Here is a 26,969-nt window from a genome sequence, read left to right on the forward strand (position 1 = left end):
CGCCGCGCCGGGCACGGCGGCCGGGAGGGACGCTTCCGGCTCCCCACCGGATGCGGGCCCGGCCCGGCGCCGCGTCCAGTCGGGGACGACCGGAGCGCCGGTGTCCTGCCCTCCCGAGCCGGTTCCCCCGCCCCGGGAGAGAATGGAGGCGCCGAACCGGGCGCCGACGGAGACGGCCTTCGCAGCGGCCCCGGCGTCGCCGCGCACCATGGCCCCGAGGGGGACCCGGCGGCGGTCGGAGGCGTCCGTGGAGCAGACGCCCGCGTCGCACCGCGCCTCCCCGTCGGCGCGGCGGCGCAGTTCCTTTCGCGGGGCCGCGACGTCCACGGGAGTGCCCTTGCCCGCGGCCGGACCGGAGACTGCGCTTTTCGGCATGGGGGCAGCGTTCCCGCAGGCGGTGTCGGCCACGCCGGGAATTCGGGACGGTCGGCAAAAAATGGCCCGGGCGGCGGCAAAGAAGGCAATGGGAGTGTCTTCGGGAAGAAATTCATGGCCCTGGTGAAGGGAAACGCTGTACGCATTCCCCTTTCCGTTTCCGATCGGGAGGCGTGCGTCGGGCCGCCCCGCCGGAGCCGCCCCCCGCGACGGCCTCCTCCACCTGGAGGCGCGCGGCCACCCCGGGAACCGGTACAGCCACCGCGTCGCCCCGGCCTCCCGGCGGGGCTCCGGGCGCAGGCCGCCGGACCGGGCCGCGCGGTGAGCCCGCCCGCCCGGGCGGGCTCGCCGAACGGCTACTGGCGGAGCGCGCGGCGCGTCAGAGCAGCCCCTTCAGATAGGCGCCGGTCCTGCTGTCCGGGGCGGCGGCGATCCTCGCCGGATCCCCCTGGGCGACGATCCGGCCGCCCTCGGAGCCGCCGCCCGGGCCCAGGTCGATGACGTGGTCGGCGGTGGCCACGACCCGCATGTCGTGCTCGGCCGCCACGACGGTGGCGCCGGCCCCGACCAGGTCGTGCAGGCGGCCCATCAGCACGTCGGTGTCGTACGGGTGGAGCCCGGTGGTGGGCTCGTCGAGCAGGTAGAGGGAGTCGGCGACCCGGCGGCGCTGGAGCTCGGTGGCCAGTTTGATCCGCTGAGCCTCGCCGCCGGAGAGCTCGGTGGCCGGCTGGCCCAGGCGCAGGTAGCCCAGCCCGACCCCGGCCAGGGTCTGCAGCGACCGCCGCACCGACGGCTCCCCGGTGAAGAAGCCCTCCGCCTCCTCGACCGACATGGCCAGCACGTCCGCCACCGTGCGCCCCCGGTACCGCACCCGGAGGGTGTCCTCGTTGTAGCGGGACCCGCCGCAGGCCGGGCACGGGGCGTAGGCGGTGGGCAGGAACAGCAGCTCCACCGACACGAACCCCTCCCCCTCACAGGTCGGGCAGCGCCCGCCCACGACGTTGAAGGAGAACCGGCCCGGCCCGTAGTCCAGGGCCCGCGCCTCCTCGGTGGCGGCGAAGAGCTTGCGCACCGTGTCGAAGAGCCCGGTGTAGGTGGCCAGGTTGGAGCGCGGGGTCCGCCCGATCGGCTGCTGGCTGACCCACACCACCCGCCCGTGCCCGGCGGCGCGGTCCGCGACCGCCGCCAGCAGGGTGGACTTGCCCGAACCGGAGACCCCGGTGACGGCGGTGAACACCCCCAGGGGGACGTCGGCGTCCAGCCCCCTGAGGTTGTTGCGGATGACCCCGCGCAGTTCCAGGTGTCCGCGGGGCGTGTGGGGGCGCCTCTCCGGCAGGGCGTCGTGGAACAGGTAGCGGCGGGTCACCGACTCCGGGACGTCGCGCAGCCCCGCCACCGGACCGCTGTAGAGGACCCTCCCGCCGCGCTCGCCCGCCTCCGGGCCCACGTCCACGATCCAGTCGGCCCCGCGCACGATGTCCAGGTCGTGCTCGACGAAGCACACGGTGTTGCCCCCGTCCCGCAGGCGCCGCAGGATCCCCGACAGCGCCTCGCAGTCGGCCGGGTGCAGGCCCGCCGAGGGCTCGTCCAGGACGTAGACCACGCCGAACAGGCCCGTGCCCAGCTGGGTGGCCAGCCGGATCCGCTGGAACTCGCCGGTGGACAGGGTCGGGGCCGGGCGGTCCACGCTCAGGTAGCCCAGCCCCAGTTCCTCCAGCACCTCGACCCGGCCGGTGATCTCCCCGGCCAGCGCCCCGGCGGCGCCGGCGTCCTCCCGCCAGGGGCGCAGCAGGGCGGCCAGCTCGGTCAGGGGCAGCCCCGCCACCTCGGTGATGGTGCGGCCCGCGAAGGTGACCCGCAGCGCCTCCCGGCGCAGCCGCCTCCCGCCGCACTCGGGACAGGTCCGGTCGACCATGAACCCCGCCGCCCGGCGGCGCCGCGCCTCGCTGGCCGAGGAGGCGTACGCCTTGAGCACCAGACGCCGGGCGCTGCTGTACTCGCCCTGGTAGCTGCGGTGCACGCGGCCCGCCTCCCGGACCGGGTGGACGGTCACCACCGGCTGCTCCTCGGTGAACAGGATCCACTCGCGCTCCTCCCGGGGCAGCTCCCGCCAGGGCCGGTGGATGTTGTACCCGAGGGTGTCGAGGATGTCGCGCAGGTTCTTGCCCTGCCAGGCCCCCGGCCAGGAGGCGACGGCGCCGTCGGCGATGCTCAGCGAGGGGTCGGGCACCAGCGACTCCTCGGTGACCTCGTGCTCGACCCCCTCCCCGTGGCAGACGGGGCAGGCTCCGGCCACGGTGTTGGGGGAGAAGGAGTCCGAGTCCAGGCGGTCCGCGCCGGGCGGGTAGGTCCCGGCGCGGGAGAACAGCATGCGCAGCGTGTTGGAGACCGTGGTGAGGGTGCCCACGGTGGACCGGACCGACGGCGCGGTGCGCGGCTGGGCCAGGGCCACGGCCGGGGGCATGCCGGTGATGTCGTCCACCTCCGGGGCCGGGAGCTGTTGGAGCAGGCGCCGCGCGTACGGCGCCACGGACTCCAGGTACCGGTGCTGGGACTCGGCGTACAGCGTCCCGAAGGCCAGCGAGGACTTGCCCGACCCCGAGACGCCGGTGAAGGCCACCAGCGCGTCGCGGGGCAGCTCCGCGTCCACGTTCCTCAGGTTGTGGATGCGGGCTCCGCGCACCCGGATGCGGTCGTCGTGGTTTTCCATGGGACCAGGCTTACCCGGTCGCGGTCCCCGCCGGATCCATGGACCGTCCGGGTACGGCAAACACCCCGGGCCCCGCACGCCCCGGGCCGGACGGGGCCGGCCCGGGAAGGGCGTGCGCGCTCCCCGGTCACGGGTTCCGGGAGACCCGGCCACGTTCTGTCCAACTCCGGTCGCCCCGGCCGCCGTCGGCGGGCGCGGTCCCGGCCGCCCCGCCCACAGCCCCCGCACCGAGGCGGTCCCGGGGCCCGGCCGCCTCCCCGCCGTACGGGCGCCCGACGCGGCTCTGTGCGCCCCCGGTCGGCCCCGTGTCAGCGGTCGGCGGGACCGCTGTGCGCGCTGCGCGTGCGCCCGGCGGGACCGGTGCCGGCCCCGCGTGGGCGGCCCCTCCTTTCGTGGCCTGGTCCCGACCGCCCACCGAGGGAGACACACCATGTGGACCGGACTGCTGCACACCGCCGAGCGCGAGTTCCTGCGTTCGGACCTGGACCCGCGAGAACTCGCCGCCCTGCTCGAACCGTTCACCGACCCGCGCCCCGCGACGCTGCTGGAGGTGCGCGAGGCCCTGCTCTCGGGCGCGGTCGCGCGCCAGGTGCGCGACGCCGTCTGGCGGCGGGTGATCATCGACGCCCGCCTGTCGGAGGAGTGGATGGTCGCCGCCGTCGGCCTGGCCGTGCCCGGGTTGAAGGCGTGCGCGCGGCGGCTGTGCGAGGGCCTGGAAGCCTGCGCGGCCGAGGACGTCCAGGGGGAGGTCCTGGCGGGTTTCATCGCCGCCGTCCACGAGATCGACACCGGCTGGTACCGGCTGCCGTGGATGCTGCGCTGCCGCGCCCAGCGAGCCGGCCTGCGTGCGCGCCGTGACGCCCTCGCCCACCCGGTGGCGGGGGAGGGGCCCGAGCGGGGCGCCCTCGCGCCCCGGCCGCCCGGGAGCCCCGACCTGGTGCTCCGGGACGCCGTCCGCCAGGGCGTGCTCAGCGAGTCGGAGGCGTGCGTCATCGGCCTCACCCGGCTGGAGGGCGTCCCGCTGACCCGGTTGGCGAGAGAACGGGGGACCGCGTACTGGAAGCTCGCCAAGCGGCGCTCCCGCGCCGAGAAGCGCCTGGCGGACGCGGTCCGCTCCGGCCGGGTCGCCGCCCGCTCGCCGGTCCCGGCGCCGGCCTGAGGGTCCGGACCGGGTAAAGGAATGCCTTGACCCGGTCCAATCCCGCCCCTCCACCGGCTTCTTTCCCAGTAGGCGAGCGGAAGGGGGCGGGATGGGGGATCCGCGCGGTACGGGACGGACGCGGCGCCTGCCGGCGGCACGGACCTGCGTCCTCGCGGCGGGAGCGGCCCTGGCGCTCGTCGCCCTCGGCGGCGACCCGGCCGCGGCCGAGGTGGAGGCCTACACCGTCCACATCAACGAGGTCGTCCGGCGCCTGACCCGGGTGGGGCAGAGCATCGCCGTCTCCTTCGCCGTCCTGTTCACCGTGGTCGCCGGTCTGCGCTGGATCCTGGCGGGCGGCGAGCCGGGGGAGATCGACAAGTCCAAGCGCGCCTTCGCCGGCGCGGGCATGGGCTACCTCGTCGCCTTCTCCGGCGAGGTGATCCTCCTGGCCCTGGACTACGTCAACGGCTACGACGCGTGACGGGGGCGCCGGTGAGGCCGGGGGAGCCGGAGGAGCACGGGGACGCCGCCACGGAGCAGACCTACGCGGAGGTCTTCGACTGCGGTGCCCTCGAGGTCTCCTGCCACATCACCCAGTGGTTCCACGGGCTGGTCGTCGGCGTCCTGGACCCCCTGCTGGGCTGGGTCGCGGGAAAGCTGTTCGCGACCCCCGGGCCGACCGCGGGGGTGACCGCCGTGTGGGAGGGCGTGTCCGCCACGGCCAACGCCCTCTACCTGCTCCTCGTCCTCGCCGCCGGGTTCGTCCTCATGGCACACCACAGCGTCCAGGCCCAGTACGGGGCCAGGGAGGTCCTGCCGCGCCTGGTGGTGGGGTTCGTCGCCTCCAACGCGTCGCTGAACGTGGTGGGCCTGGCGGCGGAGGCCTCCACCGCCGTAGCCCGGGCCGTCGGCGACGACGGCATCGACGCCGGCGCCGCCGCCCGCCACCTGAGCAGCAGGTCCACCCCCTTCCTCGCCGACGAGACCTCGGCGGTGGTGCTGTTCCTGCTGGTCCTCGTGGTCCTGCTCGTGCTGTGGGTGGTCGTGGAGATCGTCCGCGTGGTCATCGTGATCCTGCTGATGGTCGGCGGCCCGCTCATGCTGATGTTCCACGGGCTGCCGCAGACCAACCGGGTCGCGCAGATGTGGTGGCGGACCCTGGCCGCGGTGTGCCTCGTCCCGGTCGCCCAGGCGATCGCGTTCGTGGCGCTGACCCGCGTCTTCTTCGAGGGCGACACCCGTGCGCTGTTCGGGGTCGTGCACATCGTGCGCGGCGAGGCCGACCTCTTCGACCTCTTCCTCCTCCTGGTGCTCGTCTACGTTCAGATCCGCATCCCCGTGTGGGCCTACAGGGCCGTGTGGTCCCCGCCGGCCGGAAGGTCTCCGGCGGCGGACGCCGCCAGGTCCCTGGCCTCGACCGCGGTCCTGGTCGCGGTCACGGCCGCCACCGGAGGGGGAGGGGCGCTCGCCGCCGCGGCCCGGAGCACGGGCGGCCGGACCGGCGCGCTCCTGCGGGCGGTCGAGCGCCGCCCGCGCGCCGAGGCGAGCGTCCCCGCCCTCCCCAGGCGCGTGCGCACCTGGCGCTTCGGCACCCCGGACTCCGGATCCTCCCCCGGCTCCGCGTCCTCCGCGCCGCACCGGTCGGCCGCCGCCCCCACCTCCCGGAGCGCACCGGGACCCGCGCACGCCCCGCCACGGGGACGGGGAGGGCCGGCGGACGCGGCCGCGCACCGGAGGCCCCGCAACGCCCCGGCCCCGCCGCCCGCAGGACCGCCGGACGGACGGGGAGGGACGCCCCGGGCCGTCCCGCGCCGCCCGGGCACACCGCCCGCGACCGGGGCCGACGCCTCCGCCGTCCGGCCGGAGCCGCCACGGGACCGCGGCGCCGAGCCGCGGCGCGGCCGGAACCCGCCGGACCCCGACGCCCGGCCGGTACGACCCCGGGCCGAGCCCGGGCACCGCCGACCCGTTCCGCCCCGGCACCGGCCGCGGCGCGAGACCTGAACCGACACCGAAGGACGGCCTCATGGACCAGGACGCCTCCACCTGGCGGGCACGCGTGCCCGCCGACATCGACCGCCCCGAACCCGTGCTGTGGAACCTCACCGCGCGCCAACTGCTGCTCATGGCCCCCGCGGCACTGGCCTCCTGGGCCGTGTTCTCCGCCGGATCCGGACACCTGCCGGCGTGGCTGCCGGGGATCGCGGCGGCCGTACTGCTCGGCCCCGCCTGGGCCCTGGCGTGCGGACGCAGGGACGGCGTCGGCCTCGACCGCCTCGCCTGGTCGGCCCTGCGCTGGAGGACCGCCCCCCGCACGCGGCGGGCGGACGAGGCCCTGCCCGCGGTCGGCGCCGACGGGGTGGTGGACCTGGGCGGCAGGTCCGCCGTCGTCCTCGCCTGCACCAGCGTCCCGCTCCACCTCCTCTCCGGGGAGGAGCAGGACCGGGCCCTGGCCACGTTCGCCGCCCTGCTCGACTCCCTGGCCGAACCCGTCCAGATCCTCGTCCGGCGGCGCCCCACGGACCTGGCCCCGCACGCCCGGCGGCTGCGCCGCGACGTCCCGAGGCTCCCCGCGGGGCTGCGCCGCGCGGCCCTGGCCCACGCCGCGTTCCTCGACGACCTGCAGGCCCGCCACGAACCCACCCGCCACAGCGTCCTGCTCGTCCTCACCTCCGACGGCGCCCCGGAGACGGCGGGGGAGGCGCTCCTGCGCCGCGCCGAGGACACCGCCTCCCACCTGGCGGCGCTCGACGTCCGCGCCCTGACCTGCGACGGACCCACCGCCGAACGGCTCATCCGGGAGTCCCTCCCCACCGCCGGCACCGAGGGGGCCCACCGGTGACCGCACCCGAGATCCGCCTGCGCCCGCGCCGCCTGGACTCGGACGGCTGGTTCGCCCGGACGATGGTCGTCACCGGCTACCCGCACCAGGTGCGCGCCGGATGGGCCGACCCGCTCCTGTCCTTCCCCGGCAGGGTGGACGTGGCCTGCCACCTCACCCCGGTGCCCGGACCGCTCGCCGCCCGACGCCTGCGCCGGCGCCGCGCACGCCTGGAATCGGCGTGGCGCACCGACACCGCCCACGGACGCCTGGAGGACCCCCAGCGCACCGCCGCGGCCGAGGACGCCGCGGACCTGGCCGAACGCGTGGCGCTGGGGGAGACGCGCCTGTTCCGGCTCGCCGTCTACGCCACCGTGCACGCGCCCACACCGGAGGAGCTGGACGCCGACGTGCGCCGCCTGGCGGCGCTGGCCGGATCGATCCTGGTCGACCTGTCGCCCGCCACCTACCGCGCCTGGGAGGGATGGCGCTCCACCCTGCCGCTGGGCACCGACACCCTGCGCACCGGGCGCACCGTGGACACCGAGGCCGTCGCGGCGCTGATGCCCTTCGCCGGGGCCGAACTCCCCACCGGCGCCGGGCGCACCGCCGTCGTCCACGGGGAGAACGCCCACTCCGGCGGGCTGGTGGTCTGGGACCGCTTCCACGGCGGCCTGGACAACGGCAACGCCGTCATCCTCGCCCGCAGCGGCGCCGGAAAGTCCTACCTCGCCAAACTCGAACTCCTGCGCTCCCTCTACACCGGTGTGCAGGCGAGCGTGATCGACCCCGCCGACGAGTACGGGCGCCTGGCCGAGGCCGTCGGCGGCGACCGCGTCCGGCTCGGGCTGCCCGGGGGCCGCCTCAACCCCTTCGACCTGCCCGCCGCCGAGGACCGGGCCCCCACCACCCGGGCCCTGTTCCTGCACACCCTGGTGACCGCCATGGTCGGCGCCCTCACCGCGGACGAGGGCGCCGTCCTCGACCGTGCCGTCCTGGACGCCTACGCCGGACGCGGCATCACCCCCGACCCCGCCACCTGGCAACGCACACCACCGGTCATGGCGGATCTGGGCACGGCCCTGCGCGACTGGACCGGCCCGGCCGAGCAGGCCGGCGCCGCACGCACCCTGGCCGCCAGGCTCGGCCCCTTCACCCACGGCTCCCGCCGGGACCTGTTCGACGGACCCACCACCGCCCGCCTCACGGGCCACCTCACCGTCGTCTCGCTGCGCCACCTGCCCGAGGAGCTCAAGACCGTCGGACTGCTCCTGATCCTGGACGCCCTGTGGCGCCGGGCCCGCGACCCCGCCGACCGCAGACCCCGGCTCATCACCATCGACGAGGGCTGGACCCTGCTCCGCGACCCGGTCGGGGCCCGCTACCTGTTCGACCTCGCCAAGAACGCCCGCCGCCACTGGACCGGGCTCACGCTCGTCACCCAGGACGTCGCCGACCTGCTCGCCACCGACCTCGGCCGCGCCGTCGCCGCCAACGCCGCCACCCAGATCCTGCTCCGCCAGGCCCCGCAGAACCTCGACGCCGTGTGCGAGTCCTTCCACCTCTCCCGGGGAGAGCGCCGGATCGTCGCCACCGCCGAACGCGGCAGCGCCCTCCTAGCCGCCGGCCGCCACCGCGCCGTGTTCCGCGCCCTCGCCTCACCCGTCGAACACCGGCTGATCACCACCGACCCCGCCGAACTCGCGCACCTGGAAGGCGAAGACCGATGAGCGCCCTGTTCCCGGCCACCGCTGCCGCCACCGCCGGATCCGCCCTGCTGCTGTGGGCCGCCTCCGTCATCGCCCTGCGCCTCGCGCGCACCGCCTACCTCTCCCGAGGGGCCCACACCCTGGAGATCCACGCGCCGCCCCGGACCACCGTCGACCACGCCCTCGCCTTCTGGACCCACACCCTCGGACTCCTGCGCCCGCGCTGGACCCACCGACTCGTCCCACCCCACCTGGCCTGGGAGTACGTCGCCTCCGCCGACGGGGTGCGCATCCAGATCTGGGTCCCGGGCACCGTCGACGCCCACGCCCTCGCCCGCGCCGTGGCCGCCGACTGGCCCGGCGCCACCACCCGCCTGCGCCGCGCCACCGCCGCCGTCCCGCGGGGCGAGCACGTCACCGGGAGCTGGCAGCGGCTGGCCCGCGGGGACCAGTACCCGCTCCGCACCGGCTTCGCCGACGACCCCCTGCGCAACCTGTTCGGCGAACTCTCCGACCTGACCCCGGGCCAGCACGCCGTGGTCCGCGTCTGCGCCCGCCCCGCCGGACCGCGCCGGGCGGCCGGCGCCCGCACCGCCGCCGCACGCCTGCGCGGCCTCGGCACCCCGCTCCTGGCGACCGGCACGCCCTTTCGCGGCGGCGGCCGCACCACCCTGTACCCCGGGACCGCCGACGACGTGCGCGCCATCCTCACCAAGGCCGCCTCACCCCGACTGGCCTGCCAGGTCATCGTCCTGACCAGCACCGAGCACCCCGGCCGCCCGGCGGCCGGACGCCTGCGCGCCCGGGCCAAGGGCATCACCGCCTTCCTGTCCGCCTACACCTCCGGCCTCAACGGGTTCCGCCGCCAGTGGACCCCCTTCCCCGGCCTGTGGACGGGCCGCCGCCACCTGGCCCGCGGCTCCCTGCTCAGCACCGCCGAACTCGCCGCCATCGCCCACCTGCCCACCGACGCAGCCGTCCCCGGACTCACCCGTGCGGGCGCCCGCCGCGTCGCCCCCGACCCGCGGGTGCCCCGCGCCGGCCGCGTCCTGGGCGAGGCCGACGCCGGTCCCCGCCGCCCCGTCGCCACGGGGATCGCGGAGGCCCGCCAGCACACCCACGTCATCGGCAAGACCGGCTCCGGCAAGTCCACGCTCCTGGCGCGCATGGTCCTCCAGGACGCCGAGGCCGGACGCAGCGCCCTGCTCCTCGACCCGCGCGGCGACCTCGTCCTGGACGTCCTCGACCGCCTGCCCAGACGCTCCGTCGACGCCACCGTGCTGTTCGACCCGGCCGACCCGACGCCGCCGCCCCGGCTCAACGTCCTGCGCCTCGGCACCCCCGAGCACGCCGCCGACACCCTCACCGGCATCTTCCGCAGGATCCACGCCTCCTCCTGGGGGCCGCGGACCGAGGACATCCTCAGGGCCACCTCCCTGACCCTCGCCCGGGCCCAGGACCCCGGCCTGACCATCGGGCACATCCCGCGCCTCCTGGCCGACGACGCCTTCCGGGCGGGAGTCCTCACCGGACAGCGCCCCGATACCGCGCTCGACGACTTCTGGCACTGGTACACGCTCCAGTCGCCGCAGATGCGCGCCGCCGCCACCGACCCGCTCCTGAACAAGCTCCGCGCGATCCTGCTCCGACCCTGGGCCGCGTCCGTCCTGGCCTCCGGGGCCTCCACCGTCGACCTGCCCCACCTGCTCGACCACGGCGGCCTGATCCTCATGCGCCTGCCCAAGGGCCGCCTGGGCGAGGACACCGCGTCGCTCGTCGGCACCCTGGTCCTGGCCGCCGCCTGGAACGCCGTCACCGCCCGCGCCACCACGCCCGAGCACCGGCGCCCGGACACCTGCCTCTACCTGGACGAGGCCGCGAACTTCCTGCGCCTGCCCGGCTCGGTCGCCGACATGCTCGCCGAGGCCCGCGGCTACCGCACCGCCATGGTCATCGCCCACCAGGAACTCGGCCAGCTCCCGCCCGCCACCCGCGCCGCCGTGGCCGCGAACTGCCGCACCAAGGTCTTCTTCACCACCTCACCGGACGACGCCGCCACGCTCGCCCAGCACACGCTCCCGCACCTGAACGCCCACGACCTCTCCCACCTGGGACCCCACCAGGCCGCCGTGCGCACTCTGCACGGCGCCGCCGAACTGCCCGCGTCCACCATGCGCACCGAGCCCCTGCCCGAACCCGTCAACGGCCGCGCACGCCAGGTCCGCAAGGCCGCCCGCCGCTTCGCCCCGCAGCCCGAACGCACCCGACGTACCGACCCGCGCCGACAGGAGCACCACCGCTGATGGCCACCATCCGACTCACCGAGCGCGACCTGCGCATCCTGGACACCCTGCACCTCCACCGCGTCCTGACCACCCCGCAGATCGGCGAACTGTTCTTCTCCGGCACCGCCTCGCGCGCGGCACAGCGCCGCCTGCTCGGATTCGCCGAGAACGACCTCGCCGACCGCTTCACACCCCGCCACCACGGCTGGAACGCGCCCCACCACTGGACGCTCGGACCCGAGGGCGCCAGGGTCGTCGCCACCCGGCTCGGCCTCACCCCGAAGCAGATCGGCTACCGGCCCGACACCCACCTGCGCCTGCGCGCCTCCACCCGGCTCGGCCACGCCACCGGCCTGGCCCAGACCTACGTGCGCTTCGCCACCACCGCCCGCGCCACACCCGGCGCCACGCTCCAGCGCTGGTGGTCCGAGGCCCGCTGCCGCACCGCCTGGGGGCACCGCGTCTGCCCCGACGGCTACCTGCGCTGGCGCCAGGACGGAACCACCCTGGACGCCTTCGTCGAGTACGACACCGGCACCGAGCCGCTGGTCCGCCTCACCGAGAAGATCAGCCGCTACCGCGACCTCGCCGTGGAGACACGGCTGGCCACCCCGGTCCTGTTCGTCGTCCCCGGCCCCAGGCGCCTGACCAGCCTGTGCCGCGTCCTGGACGGCGGCCCCCGGGTACCGGTCCACGTGACCACGCACGCCCGGCTCGCCTACCCCGGCCCCACCCGCCCCGTCTGGCGCAGGGCGGGCGACCCCGACTGCGGTGTCCGCCCGCTCGTCGAACTCGCCTGACCGGTGCTCAAACCGGTCGTCGGGACCGCCGCCCTCGTCATGGTGCTGGTCACGGTGCTCGGCGCGGTCGGGACGGGGAGCGGCGAGCGCGAACGCGTCGAGGACGCGCGGGCGCAGGCGGGGGAGGTGCCCGGAATACCCGCGGTCCTCCTCGACGCCTACCGGCGCGCCGCCCGCGGCCTGGAGCAGCGGCACCCGGGCTGCACGGGGATGAGCTGGGCGGTCCTGGCGGGCATCGGCCGTGAGGAGTCCGACCACGCCGCCGGCCACACCATCGCGCCCGACGGGGACACCGACCCGCCCGTCGTCGGACCGAGGCTGGACGGCACCGGAGCGGGCGGCAACCGCACCGCCCACACGGACAGTGACAAGGGACGTTGGGACGGTGACACGGAGTACGACGCCGCGGTGGGGGTAACCCAGTTACTACCGGCGTGGTGGGCCGGGCACGGAGTGGACGGCGACGGGGACGGCGAGGCCGACCCGCACAACGTCTACGACGCCACCGCCTCCACCGCCGCGGAACTGTGCACCGGCCACCCCCTGGCGACGGTGGACTTCACCCACGAGGAACAGCTCGCCGACGCGCTCTCGCGCTATAACCCCTGGGACACCTACGTTGAGAACGTCCTGGCCAACATCGCCGAGTACGAGGAGTTCGACACCGCAGCGGACGGAGGGCACGCCGTGAGCGGATCCGGCGGCGAGAAGGGCCGGACCGCCGCCGAATGGGCCCTCGAACAGGTCGGCAAGCCCTACGTGTGGGGCGGGACGGGCCCCGAGGGGTTCGACTGCTCGGGCCTGGTCATGAAGGCCTGGCAGGCCGCGGGGGTGCGGATCCCGCGCGTGACCACCGACCAGGTCGATGCCGGGGAGACGGTCGCCCTCGACTCCCTCGTCCCCGGCGACCTGCTCTTCTACGACACCGGCAGCGGCCCCGCCCCCTCCCACGTGACCATCTACGCCGGCGACGGCACGATGGTCAACGCCGCCCGGTCGGGGACGGACATCCGCGTCGAGCCCGTCGAGGGGCCGTACTACTCCGCCCGCTTCATGTCCGCGACCCGCCCGGGGTAGGGGAGGGAGAGGGAACCGGGGAGCCGGTGACCTCTGCCGTGCCGAGGTGGTTCAGGGCGGTCGCGATCTGCGCCGATGAGTGCTCGCCCAGGTCGTAAGGTTGCGTTGGGAGACGGTCGCGGCTGTGGAGAGCCACTGGGCGACGGGTGTCCCTCACTCTGGAGCGCAGGGTGGTTTCCGTCCCGGCGAAGGTCCCTCGGTCACCGGAATGGTTGATCGGATGGAGTCCTCCCGCTGGTCACGACGGATCACCGTCGCGGCCGTGCTGCTGCTCGCGGGCATCGCCGCAGTGGTGTCCCGCTCCCACATGTACGAACTCGCCCTGCGCCACGGCTCGGCCCGCCCCGGTGCAGGAGTTCGTGTGTCGACGTCCGGCCCGAAGGGAGCCCCTGCCCATGATGGTCCCCACCGACGCGCTGGCGGAACTGCGGCGGATCCACGAGCACGAGCCCGCACTGCTGGACGGCCCGCTGCCCGAGTGGGGACTCACTCCGTTGTCGGGAGGCCGCAGCAACCGCGTTTACCGATGGGACAGCCCGGCCGGCCCGGTGTGCCTGAAGCTGTACCGCACCGACAAGCGCGACCGCTCCGGCAGCGAAGCCCTGGCTCTGTCCCATCTGGAACGGCACGGTGTGGACCGGGTGCCCCGGCTGTTGTGGCACGACGACCATGATGTGCTGCCTGCCGCAGCCTTGACGCTGCTGCCCGGCGCCCTGCTGGAAGCCGATGCGCACCTGGGCAGGCCCTGGCCTGCGCTGGTCGAAAAGCTGCGCGAGATGCTGAACGTGCCGGTCGGCCCGTTCGCCGAGCTGTCGCGGTCGGAGTCGGCCGGCCACTACATCCACCGCATCACCCGGGTGTGGGCGCCCGCCCTGCGCGAGGCCGAACCGGGCCCGCTCACCCGCGACCTGGAGGCGATGTCGGCGGTGTGGGAGGACGCCGGTGACGCCCACACCTTGGCCGCCCCTGCGCCACGGGTGTTCTCCCATGGCGACAGCAACCTGCTCAACTGGCTGTGGAACGAGGCCACCGGAACGATCGCGGTGGTGGACTTCGAGTTCGCCGGGTACAGCGATACGGCCTACGAGGCCGCCGAACTGGTCGAGCACATCAGCATGCGCCACATCGACGACGACACCCTGCGCGCCCTGGCCGTGGACATAGGCGTCGACGGCGGTCACCGGGAGCGGTTCCTGGCCGCGCAGCGCACCTGCGCGCTGCGGTGGCTGGCGGTGCTGTGGCGGCAGCGCGGCAAGCGGGCAGAGGAGTTCGACGTCCAACGCGAGCGGGTGCGGCTCCTCCAGCAGGCGCCGTTCCTGTGAGCCGCGGGCTCGCCCCCTGAAAGGGTCGGGCCCGCGCCTGCCATCGATAGCTCCGAGCACGGCTGTGCTGGACGCCTCTTTCACGCGCTGAGTTGCCGGGCCTGTGATGCCGTGTCCGCGGTGGGCAGGGCCGCCGAGGCCAGGAGGGCCAGCTTCTCCGCGTCCGAGGACCCGGCGTCCGGGTGGTACACCACGAGTTGCAGGGTCTCGGCCCCGCCGATACTCAGCCGCTCCCTGTTGAGGTTGAGCTCCCCGACCTGCGGGTGGTCGAACCGGAGCTTCTCCCCGCGCTGTCCCCGCACCTCGTGCCGGGCCCAGAGCTGGCGGAACCGGGCGCTGGCCAGGGCCAGCTCTCCGGTGAGTTCGATGAACCGGGGGTCGTCGATCTCGTTGCCCACGGCCTGCCGCAAGTTCGCGATGTAGCATTCCGTGACGTTCTCCCACTCCGGGTGCAGAGCCTGCTCCGCCGGATCCAGGAACATGTCCCGCAGTTGGTTGCCCCCCACCACCAGGCGCGGAGAGAGCTGCCTGGCCAGGGCGTTCGAGGCCAGGATGTCGAAATACCGATCCTCGACGAAGGCCGGTTGGGCGAGGGAGTCCAAGAGCTTGAGCGTGCCAGGAGGCACACTCTCCTTGCGCGGCCGCCGTCTGCGCCTGCGCGGTGTCTCGGCGACCAGGGTCGACAGGTGGGCGAAGTGGGCGTCGTCGAGGCGCAGCACCCGCGCGATCGACTCGAGCACCTGCGCCGAGGGGTTGCGATCGCGGCCCCGCTCCAGCCGCAGGTAGTAGTCCGCGCTGATCCCGGCGAGCATGGCGACCTCCTCGCGCCGCAGCCCGGGAACACGCCGCACGCCGAACTCGGGGATACCCGCCTGCTCGGGTGACACCAGTTCGCGTCGAGCACGCAGGAAAGCGCCCAGGGGGTTCGATGTCTCACTCATACGACCAGCCTAAAGAGTGCCGGGGCGGACAGAGGGGGCCCTGTCGCACCCCAGGCTCCGGAGGGCCCTGTCGTCGACGCGCGACCGTGCATAGCGTTCCCCACGACCCGATCGCGACACCTACTCCGAGGGGACGGGCATGACCGTCACATTGATCACCGGCGCCAACAAAGGCATCGGTTTCGAGACAGCCCAACAGCTGGTGGCGTTGGGCCACACCGTTTACATCGGCGCGCGTGACGTCGGACGGGGCGAGAAGGCGGCGGCGGAGGCCGGCGCGCGCTTCGTGCAGCTCGACGTGACCGACGACGCGTCGGTGGCCGATGCGCTGGGCGCCATCGACTCGGCCGAGGGCCGGCTCGACGTCCTGGTGAACAACGCGGGAATCCAGGTGCTCGGGGCCCCCGACGGTCCCACGGCCCTGCGGGTCTTCGACACCAACGTGGTGGGCATCGTGCGCGTCACGGAAGCGGCGCTGCCCCTGCTGCGCAGATCCTCCAACCCCACGGTGGTGACCGTGTCGAGCAGTGCCGGGTCGTTCTGGGCGGTGACCAACCCCGACCGGCCGGAGTTCCACCTGCCGTCCGCTCTCGCCCTCTACTCCGCGTCCAAGACGGCGGCCACCATGCTGACGCTCCAGTACGCCAAGTCCGAGCCGGGCATCAGGTTCAACGCACTGGAGCCCGGCACCACCGCCACGGACATGACGGCCGCCTTCGGAATCGGAAGGCCGCCCGCGGAGAGCGCGAGGGCCGTCGTGCGTCTGGCGGGTCTCGACGCCCACGGTCCGACCGGGACCTTCCAGGACGAATTCGGGGAGTTGCCCTGGTGAGCCCGTGCGGACCCCGGAGGAGAAGCAGGAGCGACCGCCGTCACGACCGGTCCGCGGAGGGCATCGCGAGTCGTCGGGATTCCGGTGCGGTTCCCGACCGGGTCCGGAGAGGAAGACATCATGGCCGACTTTGACATCCACGAGTTCTACCGTCGTTACGTCGGGGAGCTCAACGCCCACAAGTTCGACGGCATGGACGAGTTCATCCACGACGAAGTCGTGCTGAACGGTGTTCCGGGCACCCGGGACACCGTCATCGCGCTCCAGAAGGCGGACATCGAAGCAGTGCCGGACCTCCACTGGGAGGTCCAGGAGTTCCTCGTCGACGGCGACCGCGCGGCGGTCCGTGCGATCAACACGGGAACCCCCGTGAGGGAATGGCTCGGAGCGGCTCCCACCGGAGCCTCGTTCGAGATCGTCGAATACGCCGTCTACGAGATCCGGGACGGACGCTTCGCACAGATGACAGCCCTGCACGACGCCTCGGACCTGGAACGGCAACTGGCCGGCTGACCACCGGGGCCGCGGCCGGGCCCTCATCGAACCTTCCGGACACCCCGGTCCCCGCCTGCCTCCGCACGAACGCCTCCCGGGCGGCGCCGTAGCGGTTCCGGCAGGCGGGGAGCGTTCTCTCCGTGGGCTTCCGGCGCGGGGGCCTCAGGTCGCCCCGGCCGTCCTCCCGGCCTCGGAAGCCGGTCGTCCTGATCGCCGGGCCCCGGGAGGCCCGCTCCCTCACGCCTCCCAGGCGGATCGGCGCAGCAGGCGTGCGCCGTTGAGCGCGACCAGCACGGTGGATCCCTCGTGCCCTGCCACCGCCAGTGCCAGCGGCAGTGTGGCGACCAGGTCCCACGTGACCAGGACCGTGATCACGGTGGCGGCGACGGCGAGGTTGGCGATCACGTACCGGCGGGCCCTGCGGGACAGCCGCACCAGATTGGCCACCGAGCCGAGCTCGTCCCGCACGATGATCACGTCGGCGGTGTCCAGGGCCAGGTCCGAGCCCCGGCGGCCCATGGCCGCCCCCGTGGAGGCGGCCGCCAGGGCGGGGGCGTCGTTGATGCCGTCGCCGACCAGCAGGACCCTCTCGCCCCGGGCCTCCAGGCCGGTGACGAGGGCGACCTTGTCCGGTGGCAGCAGAGAGGCGTGTACCGTGCCGATGCCGGTGCGCTCGGCCACCGTGGCCGCGGCGGCCGGGTTGTCGCCGGTCAGCAGTACCGCGGGAGCCCCGGTGAGACCGGCTGCGGCACGGACCGCCGCGGGGGCGTCCGGACGCAGCCGGTCCGTCAGCGTGATCGTTCCGATCAGCGACCCGTCGCGTCGCACCTGTACCAGGGTGCCGGTGGTGGAGGAGTCGGCGGCGCCCCGCTCGACGGTCACGGTGCTCCCGTCCACACGGCCGACGACCCCGAGTCCGGGCAGGGCCCGAAAGCCGGTGACCTCCTGCAGGGGCAGGCCGCGTTCGGCGGCGGCGCGCACGATCGCCCGGCCCAAGGGGTGTTCGCTGTAGTGCTCGACCGCCGCGGCCAGGGCCAGGACCGTGTCGGCGCCGTGGCCGGTCACGGGACCGATGTCCGTGACCTCGGGGGCACCCTCGGTGAGGGTGCCGGTCTTGTCGAAGGCGACCACAGTGGTGCGGCCGATGCCCTCCATGACGGTCGCGGACTTGACCAGGACGCCGTGGCGGCCGGCGTTGGCGATGGAGGCCAGCAGCGGCGGCATGGTGGAGAGCACCACCGCGCAGGGGGAGGCGACGATCATGAACACGATCGCGCGCAGCAGCGCGTCCTCGAAGGCGTGGCCGAAGAACAGCATCGGCACGGCCAGTACCAGGAGGGTGGCGACGACCACGCCGAAGGAGTAGGTCTGTTCGACCTTCTCGATGAACAGCTGGGTCCTGGCCTTGGTCTCGGAGGCTTCCTCGACCAGGGTGGCGATGCGCGCGATCACGGAGGCGGAGGCGGGCCGGGTGACCTGCACGGTGAGGGTCCCGGTGCCGTTGACGGTGCCCGAGAGGACCTCGTCGCCCACCCCGCGGACCACGGGCACGGACTCGCCGGTGATGGCCTGCTGGTCGACCTCGCTGGTTCCGTCGACCACGGTCCCGTCACCGCCGATGCGCTCCCCGGGGCGGACCAGGATGCGCTCCCCGGGCTCCAGCTCGCGGCTGGCGACCGTGGTCGTGGTGCCGTCCCCGTGCAGGAGGGTGGCCTGTTCGGGGGCCAGGTTCAGCAGGGAGTCGACCGAGTCCGCGGTGCGCTGGGTGACGACGACCTCCAGTGCGCCGGAGGTCGCGAAGATGACGATGAGCAGGGCCCCGTCGAAGACCTGCCCGATCGAGGCTGCGGCGATGGCGGCGACGATCATCAGGAGGTCGACGTCCAGGGTCTTCTCGCGCAGGGCGCGCAGCCCGGCCAGGGCGGGTTCCCAGCCGCCGGTGGCGTAGCAGGCCAGGTAGAGGCTCCACCACAGCGGCGCCGGGGCGCCGCTCAGCTGGAGCCCCCAACCCAGGAGGAACAGGACCAGCGCGGCCAGGGCCCAGCGCACCTCGGGCAGCTTCAGTCCGGTGGCGAGGACCGAAGGGGGCCGGGGCAGGACCCGGTCCTGGACGACGGCCGGAGCCCGGGGCGGTGTCATGCCTGTTCCTGGGCGGTGTCGCCGGTGTCTGCGGCGGGGCAGGAGGCGGCCGTGCCCCGGTGCGGGCGCGCATCGACTCCGGCACGGTGGTGGGCGGGGGTCTCGTCCAGGGCGTGCTCGGCCTGGAAGACCGCCTGGGCGACCAGTTCTCGGGCGTGCTCGTCCTGGAGGCGGTAGAAGACCCGGGTGCCCTCCTGGCGGGTGGCCACGATCCGGCCCCAGCGCAGTTTGGCCAGGTGCTGGGAGACGGTGGTCGGTGACTTGCCGACGGCTTCGGCGAGCTCGCCGACCGAGTGCTCGGTCTCGCGCAGGGCCAGGATGATCCTGATCCTGGTGGGGTCGGCGAGGAGTCTGAACACCTCCGCCGCGAGATCCACGTAGGGGCTGTCCGGTCCGAAGCTGCAAACCTTCTTACCTTCACTCATGCGAATATAATAAGGTTCGAGTACTCCGAGGGCAAAGCGGGGTGTGAGGCGGCGGGGACGGTGCGGCGCCGACGCGCTCGGGCGCGGGGGCGCCTCGGCCCGCTCCCGGACGGGGTGGGCTCGAAGGCGGGGGCCGGGCCGTCCCACGGGTCGTCACCGACGCCGTGGAACGGCCCGGCCCCGGTGAACGGGGCCGCCTCTCGCGGGGATCTCCGGCCTGGACGACGTCACCGGGGTGCTGCGCGGCGGTGCGGCCCGGCAGGAGATCCTGGTTCAGAAGGCGTCGGGGTAGAGGCGGTGGGCGATCGTCTCCACCGCCTCGATGTTGCCGAGGGTACCGGGGTGCAGATCGCTGGAGGGAACGGCGATGAGGAGGTCGTTCTCCACGGCGGGAAGGTCGGGGAAGGTGCTGCGAAGGTAGTCGAGCGACCGCTCCTCGTTCCCGGGGCCGCTCACTCCGAACACGATGGCGTCGGGGGCACGGCTGATGATCTCCTCGGGGTTGATCTCGGCGGCGAAGAAGTCGGCGAACTCGGGGGAGTCGGGATCGAAGACGTTGTCCCCGCCGGCCGTGGCGATGATGTCCGCCTCGACGCCGGCGCCGATCGCCGACAGCGAGTTGCCCTCGATGAAGACCTGGGCGACGGTGGGGCGCGGCGAGCCGCTGATCGCGGATTCGACGGCGGCCAGCCGTTCCTCCGACTCCTGGGTGAGTTCCTCCGCGGCGTCGGGAACACGCAGGATCTCACCGAGGTTGGCGATGTCCGTCAACAGGTCGGTGACCTCTGCGGTGTTGCGGCGCTCCGCGCATCCCCCGGTCGCGACATAGGCCTCGGCGCCGTTCTGGTTCAGCTGGTCGATTCCGGCGAAGCCCTGTTCGGCGGTGAACTCGTACTCCGTGGGGGAGACGACGAGATCGGGTTCGACGGCGAGCAGGTCCTCACGTGCCGGCGGCGCGTCGGTGCTGATCTCAGGGACGTCGGCCGCGTGTTCGGCGATGTCGTCCGACAACGGTGAGACGGCGGTCTGTGCCTGGCCGACCAGGGAGTCCTGGACGCCGAGCCGGATGAGCAGTTCGGTCTGGGAGGGCATCATCCCGACGATGCTGGTGGGCGTGGTCCCGAAGGAGAGTTCGCGTCCGCAGTTGGTGATCACCACTGCTTCCCCCGCATCTGCGGTCTCCTCCGGGCTGACGACCCCCGTGCCGCAGGCGGTCAGCAGCAAGGGCGTCACGAGAGCGGTGCACGCGACCGCGAGGTTCGGGAGACGGCCGCGGAACACCGACGGGGTCTCGGCTGAGGGATGTGTCATGGGGCTTCGGTCTCTTCCTGGGTTCGGGAGAACTGGTGGGTCGTGGGACGGCCGTCCGGACTCTCCGGACTGCGGGAGTCGAAGAGGAAATGGCGCCGTCCGGAAAGGGGGTGGGCGACCGAGGTCGAGTCCACACCGAAGACCGAGCGGATCAGGTCGGTGTGGAGGACTTCCTCCGGAGCGCCGAGGGAGAGCAGGCGTCCCTGGTGGAGAACGCCGACGGTGTCGCATGAGCGCGCCGCGAGGTTCAGGTCGTGCAGAGCGACCAGGACGGTGCGGTCGGTGGACCTGATCAGATCGAGGAGTTCGATCTGGTGGGCGATGTCGAGGTGGTTCGTCGGTTCGTCGAGGACCAGGACCGGGGTGTCCTGGGCGAGCGCGCGGGCGAACAGGACCCGTTGCCGCTCGCCCCCGGACAGGGCGGAGAACGAGCGGTCCGCCAGGTGCGCGGCTCCCACGCGTTCCAGGGCCTGTTGTGCCGTGGCGATGTCCTGGTCGGAGTCGCGACCGTATCCGCGCCCGTGCGGGATCCGCCCGAGCAGGACCATGTCGAGCACGGGCATCTCGAACTCCTCGCTGTGCTCCTGGGCCATCACCGCCACGCGACGGGCCAGGTCCGTGCGTTTCAGGGCGGTGATGTCGGTGCCGTCCAGGCTCACACGTCCGGACGAGGGCGCGGCCAGGCCGGAGACCACCCGGAGCAGCGTGGACTTGCCGCTCCCGTTGGGACCGAGCAGTCCCAGCACGGAGCCCGAGGGCACCTGGATGCTCACATCGCTCACGACCGGCCGTCCACCGCGGTGGGCGGCCAGGTTCTCGATGTCCACTCTCATCGGTCCACCCCCACGCTTCCCGCGCGGTCCCGTCGCAACAGCCACAGGAAGAAGGGCGCTCCGACCAGTGCGGTGAGCACGCCCAGCGGGATCTCCGACGGGGCTGCGAGGGTGCGGGCCAACAGGTCGCAGGTCGCGAGGAACGCCGCGCCTCCCAGGAGAGCGACCGGGAGCATCTTCCGGTGGTCGGCGCCGACGAGGATGCGTGAGATATGGGGGATGACCAGGCCGACGAAGCCGATGCCGCCGCAGACCGCGACCACGGACCCGGTCAGCAGGGCCGCGGCGACGAGGACCCCGCTGCGCATCCGGTTGACGTTGACGCCCAGTGACGCGGCCGCGTCGTCTCCGATGAGCAGGGCGTTGAGGGCACGCGCCCGGAACACCGCGTAGAGTCCCACGGCGATCAGGGCCGCCACCGGCAGGGCGAGGTGTCCCATCGTGGCGGCGGAGACCGAGCCCAGAAGGAAGAACATGATGCTGAAGACGTTCTGGGCGTCGGTGGCGATGGTCAGGTAGCTGGTCACGGCGCTGAACAGGGAGCCGAGGGCGACCCCCGCGAGGATGAGGCGCTGTGGTGCGATGCGCCCGTTCTTGTGGGCGAGGAGGTAGACGGCCGCCGTGGCCATCAGGGCTCCCACGAACGCCGCGGTCCCCATCCCCAGGGAACTGACACCGACGCCCAGCACGATGAACGACACCGCGCCGACGCCTGCGCCGGCGGAGACGCCCAGAATGTAGGGCTCGGCCAGGGAGTTGTGCACCACGGCCTGCATCAGAGCACCGGCCAGGGCGAGTGCGGCCCCGGCGGTCGCGGCCAGGAGCGCGCGGGGGAGCCGGAACTGCCAGATGGCGTTGTCCTGCAATGTGCTCAGTGATCCGTCGGACATCCAGGGCATGCCGGGCACGAGGTGGCCGATGACGATACGCAGGGCGTCCGTCGGGGAGACGGCGATCGTCCCGACGGTCGTCGACAACAGCAGGACCGCCACCAGGACGAGCACGAGGGTCGGCACGAGTAGGCGAACGGCGAGGGCGCCGCGTCGTCGGCGGCCGGCTGCTTGCGTGGTTCCGGGAGGACCCTGCGGGCCGTCGGGCGCGTCACCCTCTGGCCGCGCCTTGCGCAGCAGGAGGTGAAGGAGGGACGGCGCGCGTCCCCCCGTGGTTGTTCTTGCCATCAGCGGTGGTTGCTCTTTCAGGTGGTCTGTGACCAGGTCGTGCGTGACCCGGTCGGGGCGGCGAAGCTGAGGACGGTCGCCCCGGGAAGGTGGGGGCTGTCGAGGTGGTCGCTGCCGTGACCGGTGCGCGGCACGCGCCACACGGTGGCGTCGCCGCCTGCGCGCCGCACCGCTCGGACCGCCGCGGTGTCGACGGTGTTCACCCGGGCGTCCTCAGCGGGCACGACGCCGAGAACGCGAGGGGGAGCGCAGCCGGGAGTGGGGCCATGGCGCGTTCCAGGGGGAGATCCGGCGCAGGTGCTCGACGCCCTCAGGGGTGTCCGGGTCACCGAACCCACCGAGCCGTCGTCGCCCCAGGGGGTGGGCCCTCATCCCTCACCGCCTGATGTGTCGGTGTCGCCACCGCGCCGGTGGAGGCGTCCGCCCTCGGCGAGCGGGCCGGGCACGGCGACGGTGTCGGGTTCGTCCCCCTCGGTCACGTGCGGCTGTCCGTCGCCGCCCCGCGTGACCGGGAACCCCGTCCCGCCGGGATCGACGGCTACGGCCCGCCTCTGTGCCGGTGAGCCGCCGGCCGGGTCCCGCGGTAGGCGCCCGGGGGCCGGTGGACGCGACATCGGGGGGAGCGGTGTCCGGTGAGGTACGTCCGTCCCGGGCTCGGCGCGGTCGACGGCGAAGGTCGGCGCGGAGCTCCCCCGGCCGCGCGGAGGCAGCTTGAGAACCCCGGCGTGTCCGGCCGGGACCGCGTCGCCGAGCTCACTCGCGGCCCCGCCGCCGACGGCGTACGTGCGTACCGCACGGTAGTCGGGCACAAGGAGCTTCTGGGGGTTCATGGGGCAAAGCTATTGTAAGTGAAAATCATTTTCAAGTACGGTGTGTGGCGTTCGCCCCCACGGACACGCGTCGGTGCGGAGCACCGGCGCGCGATCCGACCGTAAAAGGGGTCTCGTCGTGAACGACCGGATCGTCACCGAGATCGACGAGTCCGCGTAGCCGGCACATCTGCCGGCCTCGCACAGCAACGCCCTCGTCGAGAACCCTTGCGGGTGACCGCCGTCCCCCGACGTGGTCAGTGAGATCCCCCACCCGGTCGGGCGGCCTCCGTGCCGTTCAACCGGTTCGTCGCCACACACAACCGCCGGATCGTCCACGCCCCGGCGATGCTTCCCGGCGGACACGTCCTCGACAAGGAGCCCGACGCATGATGATCGTCCCCCAGCTGTGGCGGGAGGCAGCTCGTTTTCCCGCGGCTCTGGCCTGGAGCGTCGGGCTGCTGGTGCTCGTCTTCCTCACCCATCTCGGCCAGGCCGGGGCGATCGCCTGGTCGATGTCGGCGGTGCTGGACGGACGCCCCCGGGACGTGCTCGTGGCGGTCGCGCTCATCGTCGGTATCGCGCTGCTGAGACTGGCGCTCTCCCTGGCACAGACCTCTGCCGCGACGCTGCTGGGAGGCCGGGTCCGACAAGCGGTGCGCGGCCGCGCCATGGCGGCGGCGCTCGTACCCCGGCGCCTGCACGACACGGTCGCCCGCGACGGGTCGATGCGTTCGGGCCTCAGCGACGGCGTCGACGGCACCGACGCCTACGTTTCCAAGTACATCCCCGCCGTCGCGCACATCTTTCCCACCTGCGCGATCGCCGTGTCCGGCCTGTTCCTGCTCTCACCGGGAGCCGGGCTGCTGGTCGCCGCCGCCATCGTGTTCGCGCTGCTGGGACCCCTGGCCTGGAAGCGGATGATGGCCCGGCGCGGGCTCGATCACTGGGACAGTTACGACGCGCTCAGCGCCGACCTGCTCGAATCACTCCGCGGCATGGCCACCCTGCGCACCCTGGGCGACGTGTCGGGAACCCGGGAACGGTTGGACGACCGTTCAGAGGCACTGCGCCGCGCCACCGAGCGCGTCATGCGCGGTTCCCTGGCCGAAACGGCCGTCACCGACCTCGCCGTCCAGGCAGGGGTGGTCGCCGCCGCGATCGCCGCCACCGCGCACGCGGTCACAGGACAGGCCCCGGCCGTCGAGGTCTACCTGATCCTCCTCCTGGCCTCGGAGGCCTTCCGGCCCGTCCGCGACCTCTCACGGCACTGGCACGCCGGATTCCTCGGCCTCACCGCGGTTCCCGCCCTGGACCGCATCGGGGCGTTCACCGAACCGCGCGGCACCGCTCCGGATCCCGCGACGCCCGCTCCCGGGGGGCGGGCCCCCGCCGACGGTACGGCGGAACTGCTGAGCGTGAGGGGGTTGACCTTCCGCTACCCCGACGCCCACCGGGACGTCCTCCAGGACTTTGACCTGACCGCCCGGCGGGGGACCCTCACAGCCGTCGTCGGAGCCTCCGGAGCGGGAAAGTCCACCTTCTTCGACCTCCTCCTCGGCTTCCTCGCTCCACGTGCGGGGCACGTCGAACTCGACGGGCGGCCTCTGCGCACCTCCGATATCGCCGTGGTCTCCCAACGGCCCGTGCTCTTCGCCGGGACCATCCGCGACAACCTCGCCGTCACCGGCGACCCCGAGGAGGCGGAGCTGTTCGCCGCCTGCGACGCCGCCGGGATCCTGGACGAGATCCGGAGTCTTCCACTCGGTTTCTCCACCGAGGTCGCCGAAGCCGGCACGAACCTGTCAGGCGGTCAACGCCAGCGCCTCGCCCTCGCCCGTGCGCTGCTCGCGCGCCGGCCGGTTCTCCTCGTGGACGAACCCACGAGCGCGTTGGACGCGGATCGGGCCGCCGGTGTCATCGACACGCTGCACCGCGTCGCCCGCGATCGCGTCGTCGTGATGATCAGCCACCGTCCCGAATCCCTCACCGGGGTCTCTCACATACTGCGCCTCGACCCGGTGCACCTGGACAGGAACCCGTCATGATCACCCTCTCCGCAGCCGACACCTTCCGCGGGCTGCTTCCCGTGCTGCGACCGGAATGGCGCGGAATGCTGTGGAGCTATGCCGTCGGTACCGCGAGCGCGCTGACCCTGGCCGGCGTCACGATCCTCACCGCCTGGGTCGTCGGCCACGCCGTCGTGGAGCGGACAGCGCCGGAACCCGCGTGGTGGGCCGTCATCATCGGGCTCGTGCTGCTGCGCGTCGTCCTGACATGGCGTGAGATGGACGTCTCGCATGCTCTGGCCTACCGAGTTCTGGCCCGGCTGCGCATGGCGTTGTTCGACGCCTACGCGCGCAGCGTCCCCGGCCGGCGCCGCGAGCACTCGGGCCGCGCCGCCACCGTGGCGATGGACGACATCGAGAAGCTCGAGTTCTTCTACGCCCACACGATCGCCCAGATCGGCGCCTCCCTCACGCTGTTCACCGCTTCCCTGACCACCGCCTCGATCCTGTTGCCTGAGGCCGGGATCGTCGTCTTCACGGGCAGTCTCGTCCTGGCGAGCAGCGCGCTGTACTGGGCGCGAACGGCCAGACGCCTGGGGGAACAGGAGCAGCGGGAACGATCCGACCTGTCCACACGGATCGTCGACGCCCTGGGCGCACTGCGCGAGGTGCTCGCCTACGGCCTGTCCCCGCAGGTCGTCGCCGAGACGGGTGCGGCCACCGCACGCGCCACCGCCATCGCGCGCCGCCGCGAACTGCTCGCGCAACTGGTCACCTCGCTGCGCGAGTTCGTCACCACCGCAGTGGTCATCGGCGTCATCGTCGTGGGCAGCGCCGCCGCCGGCGTCCTCTCGGACACCGCGCAGACGCGGCTGTCCCCCGCCGAGCTGCCCGCCCTGATCGCCCTGGCCCTGGTCGGCGTCGCGGCGGTCACGGACGCCACCGCCACCTTCACGCGGCTGCACCCCCTCGTTGCCGGCGCCGAGCGCGTGTCATCCGGGATCAACCGGCCACCGGTCGTCGCGGTGTCCGACAACCCACGGCAGCTGCCGCCCGGAGCGCTCGGTCTGCGCTTCCGCGACGTGTGCTTCGCCTACGAGGACCGGCCGCCCGTTCTCACCTCCTGGTCCATGGAAGTGGCCCCCGGGGCACACGTGGGGCTGAAGGGGCCCTCCGGCTCGGGCAAGAGCACGGTGATCGCCCTCGCGGCCCGTCTCTGGGATCCTTCGTCCGGCATCGTGGAACTCGTCACGCCCCGAGGCGAGGGAGTGTCCGTCGCGGACGTCGACGACCGCGCTCTACGCGAGGCGGTCGCCCTGGTCGACCAGGATTCCGTGCTCTTCCACGGCACCGTCCGGGACAACCTGCTGCGCGGCGGCGCTCCGCGGCCGGACAGTGAGTTGAACACGATGATGGAACGCGTCGGCGCAGCCGACTGGATCGGTCTCGACGACGATCTCGGTGAAGCCGGTGTACGCCTCTCGGGGGGCCAGCGAGCACGCCTGTGCCTTGCCCGTGCACTCGTACGGCGGCCGCGGGTCCTCCTCGTCGACGAGGTGACGGCCAGCCTCGACCCCGCCACCGAGCGGGTGATCTCGGACGTCATCGCCGACTTCCCCGGTACGGTCCTTGTCGCCTCCCACCGTGCCGAGACCCTCGCGCGTCTGGAACACGTCGTGGAAGTCGCCGGGGCCGCTTCTGCCCGGCCGGGCAGCGCACCCTCCCGCGGACCGGACCCCGATTGCACGTGAGCGGGA

21 protein-coding genes and 1 pseudogene are annotated in these 26,969 nt (G+C 73.5%); 13 read left to right on the forward strand and 9 right to left on the reverse strand.

What is annotated here, in order from left to right; translation table 11 throughout:
- A pseudogene (locus tag ACWGL3_RS01415) lies at positions 1-375 on the reverse strand (hypothetical protein); the annotation flags it as partial.
- Between the two features lie 379 nt (positions 376-754).
- Positions 755-3,085 (reverse strand): excinuclease ABC subunit UvrA, encoded by a 2,331-nt coding sequence (locus tag ACWGL3_RS01420; protein ID WP_267945205.1) that lies wholly within the window; start codon positions 3,083-3,085, stop codon positions 755-757.
- 430 nt (positions 3,086-3,515) lie between these two features.
- On the opposite strand from ACWGL3_RS01420, the gene ACWGL3_RS01425 reads away from it, so the two are divergent.
- The 9 genes from ACWGL3_RS01425 to ACWGL3_RS01465 all read left to right on the forward strand — a co-directional run bounded on the left by ACWGL3_RS01425 (position 3,516) and on the right by ACWGL3_RS01465 (position 14,240).
- On the forward strand, positions 3,516-4,244 hold the full coding sequence (locus ACWGL3_RS01425; protein ID WP_267945204.1) for a hypothetical protein: 729 nt from the start codon (positions 3,516-3,518) through the stop codon (positions 4,242-4,244).
- Between the two features lie 91 nt (positions 4,245-4,335).
- Positions 4,336-4,707 (forward strand): hypothetical protein, encoded by a 372-nt coding sequence (locus ACWGL3_RS01430; RefSeq protein WP_267945203.1) that lies wholly within the window; start codon positions 4,336-4,338, stop codon positions 4,705-4,707.
- Entirely contained in the window at positions 4,704-6,230 is a 1,527-nt protein-coding gene (locus ACWGL3_RS01435; protein WP_452460649.1) for a hypothetical protein, read from the forward strand. The genes ACWGL3_RS01430 and ACWGL3_RS01435 overlap by 4 nt, the downstream gene beginning before the upstream one ends.
- 22 nt (positions 6,231-6,252) lie before the next feature.
- Positions 6,253-7,068: a PrgI family protein gene (locus tag ACWGL3_RS01440; RefSeq protein ID WP_267945201.1), complete on the forward strand. Its 816-nt coding sequence runs from the start codon at positions 6,253-6,255 to the stop codon at positions 7,066-7,068.
- A complete protein-coding gene (locus ACWGL3_RS01445) occupies positions 7,065-8,777 on the forward strand; it encodes a VirB4 family type IV secretion system protein (protein WP_267945200.1) in 1,713 nt (570 codons plus the stop codon). Before ACWGL3_RS01440 ends, ACWGL3_RS01445 begins: the two co-directional genes overlap by 4 nt.
- Positions 8,774-11,059 (forward strand): type IV secretory system conjugative DNA transfer family protein, encoded by a 2,286-nt coding sequence (locus ACWGL3_RS01450; RefSeq protein ID WP_267945199.1) that lies wholly within the window; start codon positions 8,774-8,776, stop codon positions 11,057-11,059. Before ACWGL3_RS01445 ends, ACWGL3_RS01450 begins: the two co-directional genes overlap by 4 nt.
- The gene (locus ACWGL3_RS01455) at positions 11,059-11,841 is read left to right on the forward strand and encodes a replication-relaxation family protein (protein WP_267945198.1); all 783 of its coding nucleotides are present in this window, start codon (positions 11,059-11,061) and stop codon (positions 11,839-11,841) included. Before ACWGL3_RS01450 ends, ACWGL3_RS01455 begins: the two co-directional genes overlap by 1 nt.
- 3 nt (positions 11,842-11,844) lie before the next feature.
- Positions 11,845-12,918 carry a C40 family peptidase gene (locus ACWGL3_RS01460; protein WP_267945197.1) on the forward strand — a complete coding sequence of 358 codons (1,074 nt, stop codon included), beginning with the start codon at positions 11,845-11,847 and terminating at the stop codon, positions 12,916-12,918.
- Between the two features lie 395 nt (positions 12,919-13,313).
- Positions 13,314-14,240: an aminoglycoside phosphotransferase family protein gene (locus ACWGL3_RS01465; protein WP_267945196.1), complete on the forward strand. Its 927-nt coding sequence runs from the start codon at positions 13,314-13,316 to the stop codon at positions 14,238-14,240.
- Positions 14,241-14,320: 80 nt separating this feature from the next.
- On the opposite strand, the gene ACWGL3_RS01470 is transcribed toward ACWGL3_RS01465, so the two are convergent.
- Positions 14,321-15,181, reverse strand: a complete 861-nt coding sequence (locus tag ACWGL3_RS01470) for a helix-turn-helix domain-containing protein (protein ID WP_267945195.1) — start codon at positions 15,179-15,181, stop codon at positions 14,321-14,323.
- 139 nt (positions 15,182-15,320) lie between these two features.
- On the opposite strand from ACWGL3_RS01470, the gene ACWGL3_RS01475 reads away from it, so the two are divergent.
- Together ACWGL3_RS01475 and ACWGL3_RS01480 are read left to right on the forward strand one after the other, a co-directional pair.
- Positions 15,321-16,013, forward strand: coding sequence for an SDR family NAD(P)-dependent oxidoreductase (locus ACWGL3_RS01475; protein ID WP_267945194.1), 693 nt, complete (start codon positions 15,321-15,323; stop codon positions 16,011-16,013).
- 120 nt (positions 16,014-16,133) lie between these two features.
- Positions 16,134-16,526 carry an ester cyclase gene (locus tag ACWGL3_RS01480; RefSeq protein ID WP_267945193.1) on the forward strand — a complete coding sequence of 131 codons (393 nt, stop codon included), beginning with the start codon at positions 16,134-16,136 and terminating at the stop codon, positions 16,524-16,526.
- Between the two features lie 219 nt (positions 16,527-16,745).
- On the opposite strand, the gene ACWGL3_RS01485 is transcribed toward ACWGL3_RS01480, so the two are convergent.
- From ACWGL3_RS01485 to ACWGL3_RS01510, 6 genes are all read right to left on the reverse strand, one after another.
- The gene (locus ACWGL3_RS01485; protein ID WP_452460650.1) at positions 16,746-18,647 is read right to left on the reverse strand and encodes a heavy metal translocating P-type ATPase; all 1,902 of its coding nucleotides are present in this window, start codon (positions 18,645-18,647) and stop codon (positions 16,746-16,748) included.
- Positions 18,644-19,072 (reverse strand): ArsR/SmtB family transcription factor, encoded by a 429-nt coding sequence (locus ACWGL3_RS01490; RefSeq protein WP_267945191.1) that lies wholly within the window; start codon positions 19,070-19,072, stop codon positions 18,644-18,646. The genes ACWGL3_RS01485 and ACWGL3_RS01490 overlap by 4 nt, the downstream gene beginning before the upstream one ends.
- 273 nt (positions 19,073-19,345) lie before the next feature.
- Positions 19,346-20,383 carry an ABC transporter substrate-binding protein gene (locus tag ACWGL3_RS01495; protein ID WP_267945190.1) on the reverse strand — a complete coding sequence of 346 codons (1,038 nt, stop codon included), beginning with the start codon at positions 20,381-20,383 and terminating at the stop codon, positions 19,346-19,348.
- Complete coding sequence (locus ACWGL3_RS01500) at positions 20,380-21,216, reverse strand: ABC transporter ATP-binding protein (protein WP_267945189.1); 837 nt, start codon at positions 21,214-21,216, stop codon at positions 20,380-20,382. Before ACWGL3_RS01500 ends, ACWGL3_RS01495 begins: the two co-directional genes overlap by 4 nt.
- Positions 21,213-22,232 carry a FecCD family ABC transporter permease gene (locus tag ACWGL3_RS01505; protein ID WP_267945188.1) on the reverse strand — a complete coding sequence of 340 codons (1,020 nt, stop codon included), beginning with the start codon at positions 22,230-22,232 and terminating at the stop codon, positions 21,213-21,215. The genes ACWGL3_RS01500 and ACWGL3_RS01505 overlap by 4 nt, the downstream gene beginning before the upstream one ends.
- A 179-nt stretch (positions 22,233-22,411) precedes the next feature.
- Positions 22,412-22,597: a hypothetical protein gene (locus tag ACWGL3_RS01510; protein WP_267945187.1), complete on the reverse strand. Its 186-nt coding sequence runs from the start codon at positions 22,595-22,597 to the stop codon at positions 22,412-22,414.
- 995 nt (positions 22,598-23,592) lie between these two features.
- Here ACWGL3_RS01510 and ACWGL3_RS01515 point away from each other — a divergent pair.
- Together ACWGL3_RS01515 and ACWGL3_RS01520 are read left to right on the forward strand one after the other, a co-directional pair.
- Complete coding sequence (locus tag ACWGL3_RS01515; protein WP_452460651.1) at positions 23,593-25,251, forward strand: ATP-binding cassette domain-containing protein; 1,659 nt, start codon at positions 23,593-23,595, stop codon at positions 25,249-25,251.
- A complete protein-coding gene (locus ACWGL3_RS01520) occupies positions 25,248-26,963 on the forward strand; it encodes an ABC transporter ATP-binding protein (RefSeq protein ID WP_452460652.1) in 1,716 nt (571 codons plus the stop codon). The genes ACWGL3_RS01515 and ACWGL3_RS01520 overlap by 4 nt, the downstream gene beginning before the upstream one ends.
- Positions 26,964-26,969: the final 6 nt, after the last annotated feature.

The sequence above is a fragment of the Nocardiopsis sp. NPDC055824 genome (genome assembly GCF_053616335.1).

Coding starts and splice junctions, on each gene's coding strand:
- ACWGL3_RS01440 (WP_267945201.1), top strand. CDS start 6,253: ATGGACCAGGACGCCTCCACCTGGCGGGCACGCGTGCCCGCCGACATC.
- ACWGL3_RS01520 (WP_452460652.1), top strand. CDS start 25,248: ATGATCACCCTCTCCGCAGCCGACACCTTCCGCGGGCTGCTTCCCGTG.
- ACWGL3_RS01480 (WP_267945193.1), top strand. CDS start 16,134: ATGGCCGACTTTGACATCCACGAGTTCTACCGTCGTTACGTCGGGGAG.
- ACWGL3_RS01465 (WP_267945196.1), top strand. CDS start 13,314: ATGATGGTCCCCACCGACGCGCTGGCGGAACTGCGGCGGATCCACGAG.
- ACWGL3_RS01495 (WP_267945190.1), bottom strand. CDS start 20,383: ATGACACATCCCTCAGCCGAGACCCCGTCGGTGTTCCGCGGCCGTCTC.
- ACWGL3_RS01430 (WP_267945203.1), top strand. CDS start 4,336: ATGGGGGATCCGCGCGGTACGGGACGGACGCGGCGCCTGCCGGCGGCA.
- ACWGL3_RS01470 (WP_267945195.1), bottom strand. CDS start 15,181: ATGAGTGAGACATCGAACCCCCTGGGCGCTTTCCTGCGTGCTCGACGC.
- ACWGL3_RS01475 (WP_267945194.1), top strand. CDS start 15,321: ATGACCGTCACATTGATCACCGGCGCCAACAAAGGCATCGGTTTCGAG.
- ACWGL3_RS01500 (WP_267945189.1), bottom strand. CDS start 21,216: ATGAGAGTGGACATCGAGAACCTGGCCGCCCACCGCGGTGGACGGCCG.
- ACWGL3_RS01485 (WP_452460650.1), bottom strand. CDS start 18,647: ATGACACCGCCCCGGGCTCCGGCCGTCGTCCAGGACCGGGTCCTGCCC.
- ACWGL3_RS01425 (WP_267945204.1), top strand. CDS start 3,516: ATGTGGACCGGACTGCTGCACACCGCCGAGCGCGAGTTCCTGCGTTCG.
- ACWGL3_RS01515 (WP_452460651.1), top strand. CDS start 23,593: ATGATGATCGTCCCCCAGCTGTGGCGGGAGGCAGCTCGTTTTCCCGCG.
- ACWGL3_RS01455 (WP_267945198.1), top strand. CDS start 11,059: ATGGCCACCATCCGACTCACCGAGCGCGACCTGCGCATCCTGGACACC.
- ACWGL3_RS01450 (WP_267945199.1), top strand. CDS start 8,774: ATGAGCGCCCTGTTCCCGGCCACCGCTGCCGCCACCGCCGGATCCGCC.
- ACWGL3_RS01490 (WP_267945191.1), bottom strand. CDS start 19,072: ATGAGTGAAGGTAAGAAGGTTTGCAGCTTCGGACCGGACAGCCCCTAC.
- ACWGL3_RS01420 (WP_267945205.1), bottom strand. CDS start 3,085: ATGGAAAACCACGACGACCGCATCCGGGTGCGCGGAGCCCGCATCCAC.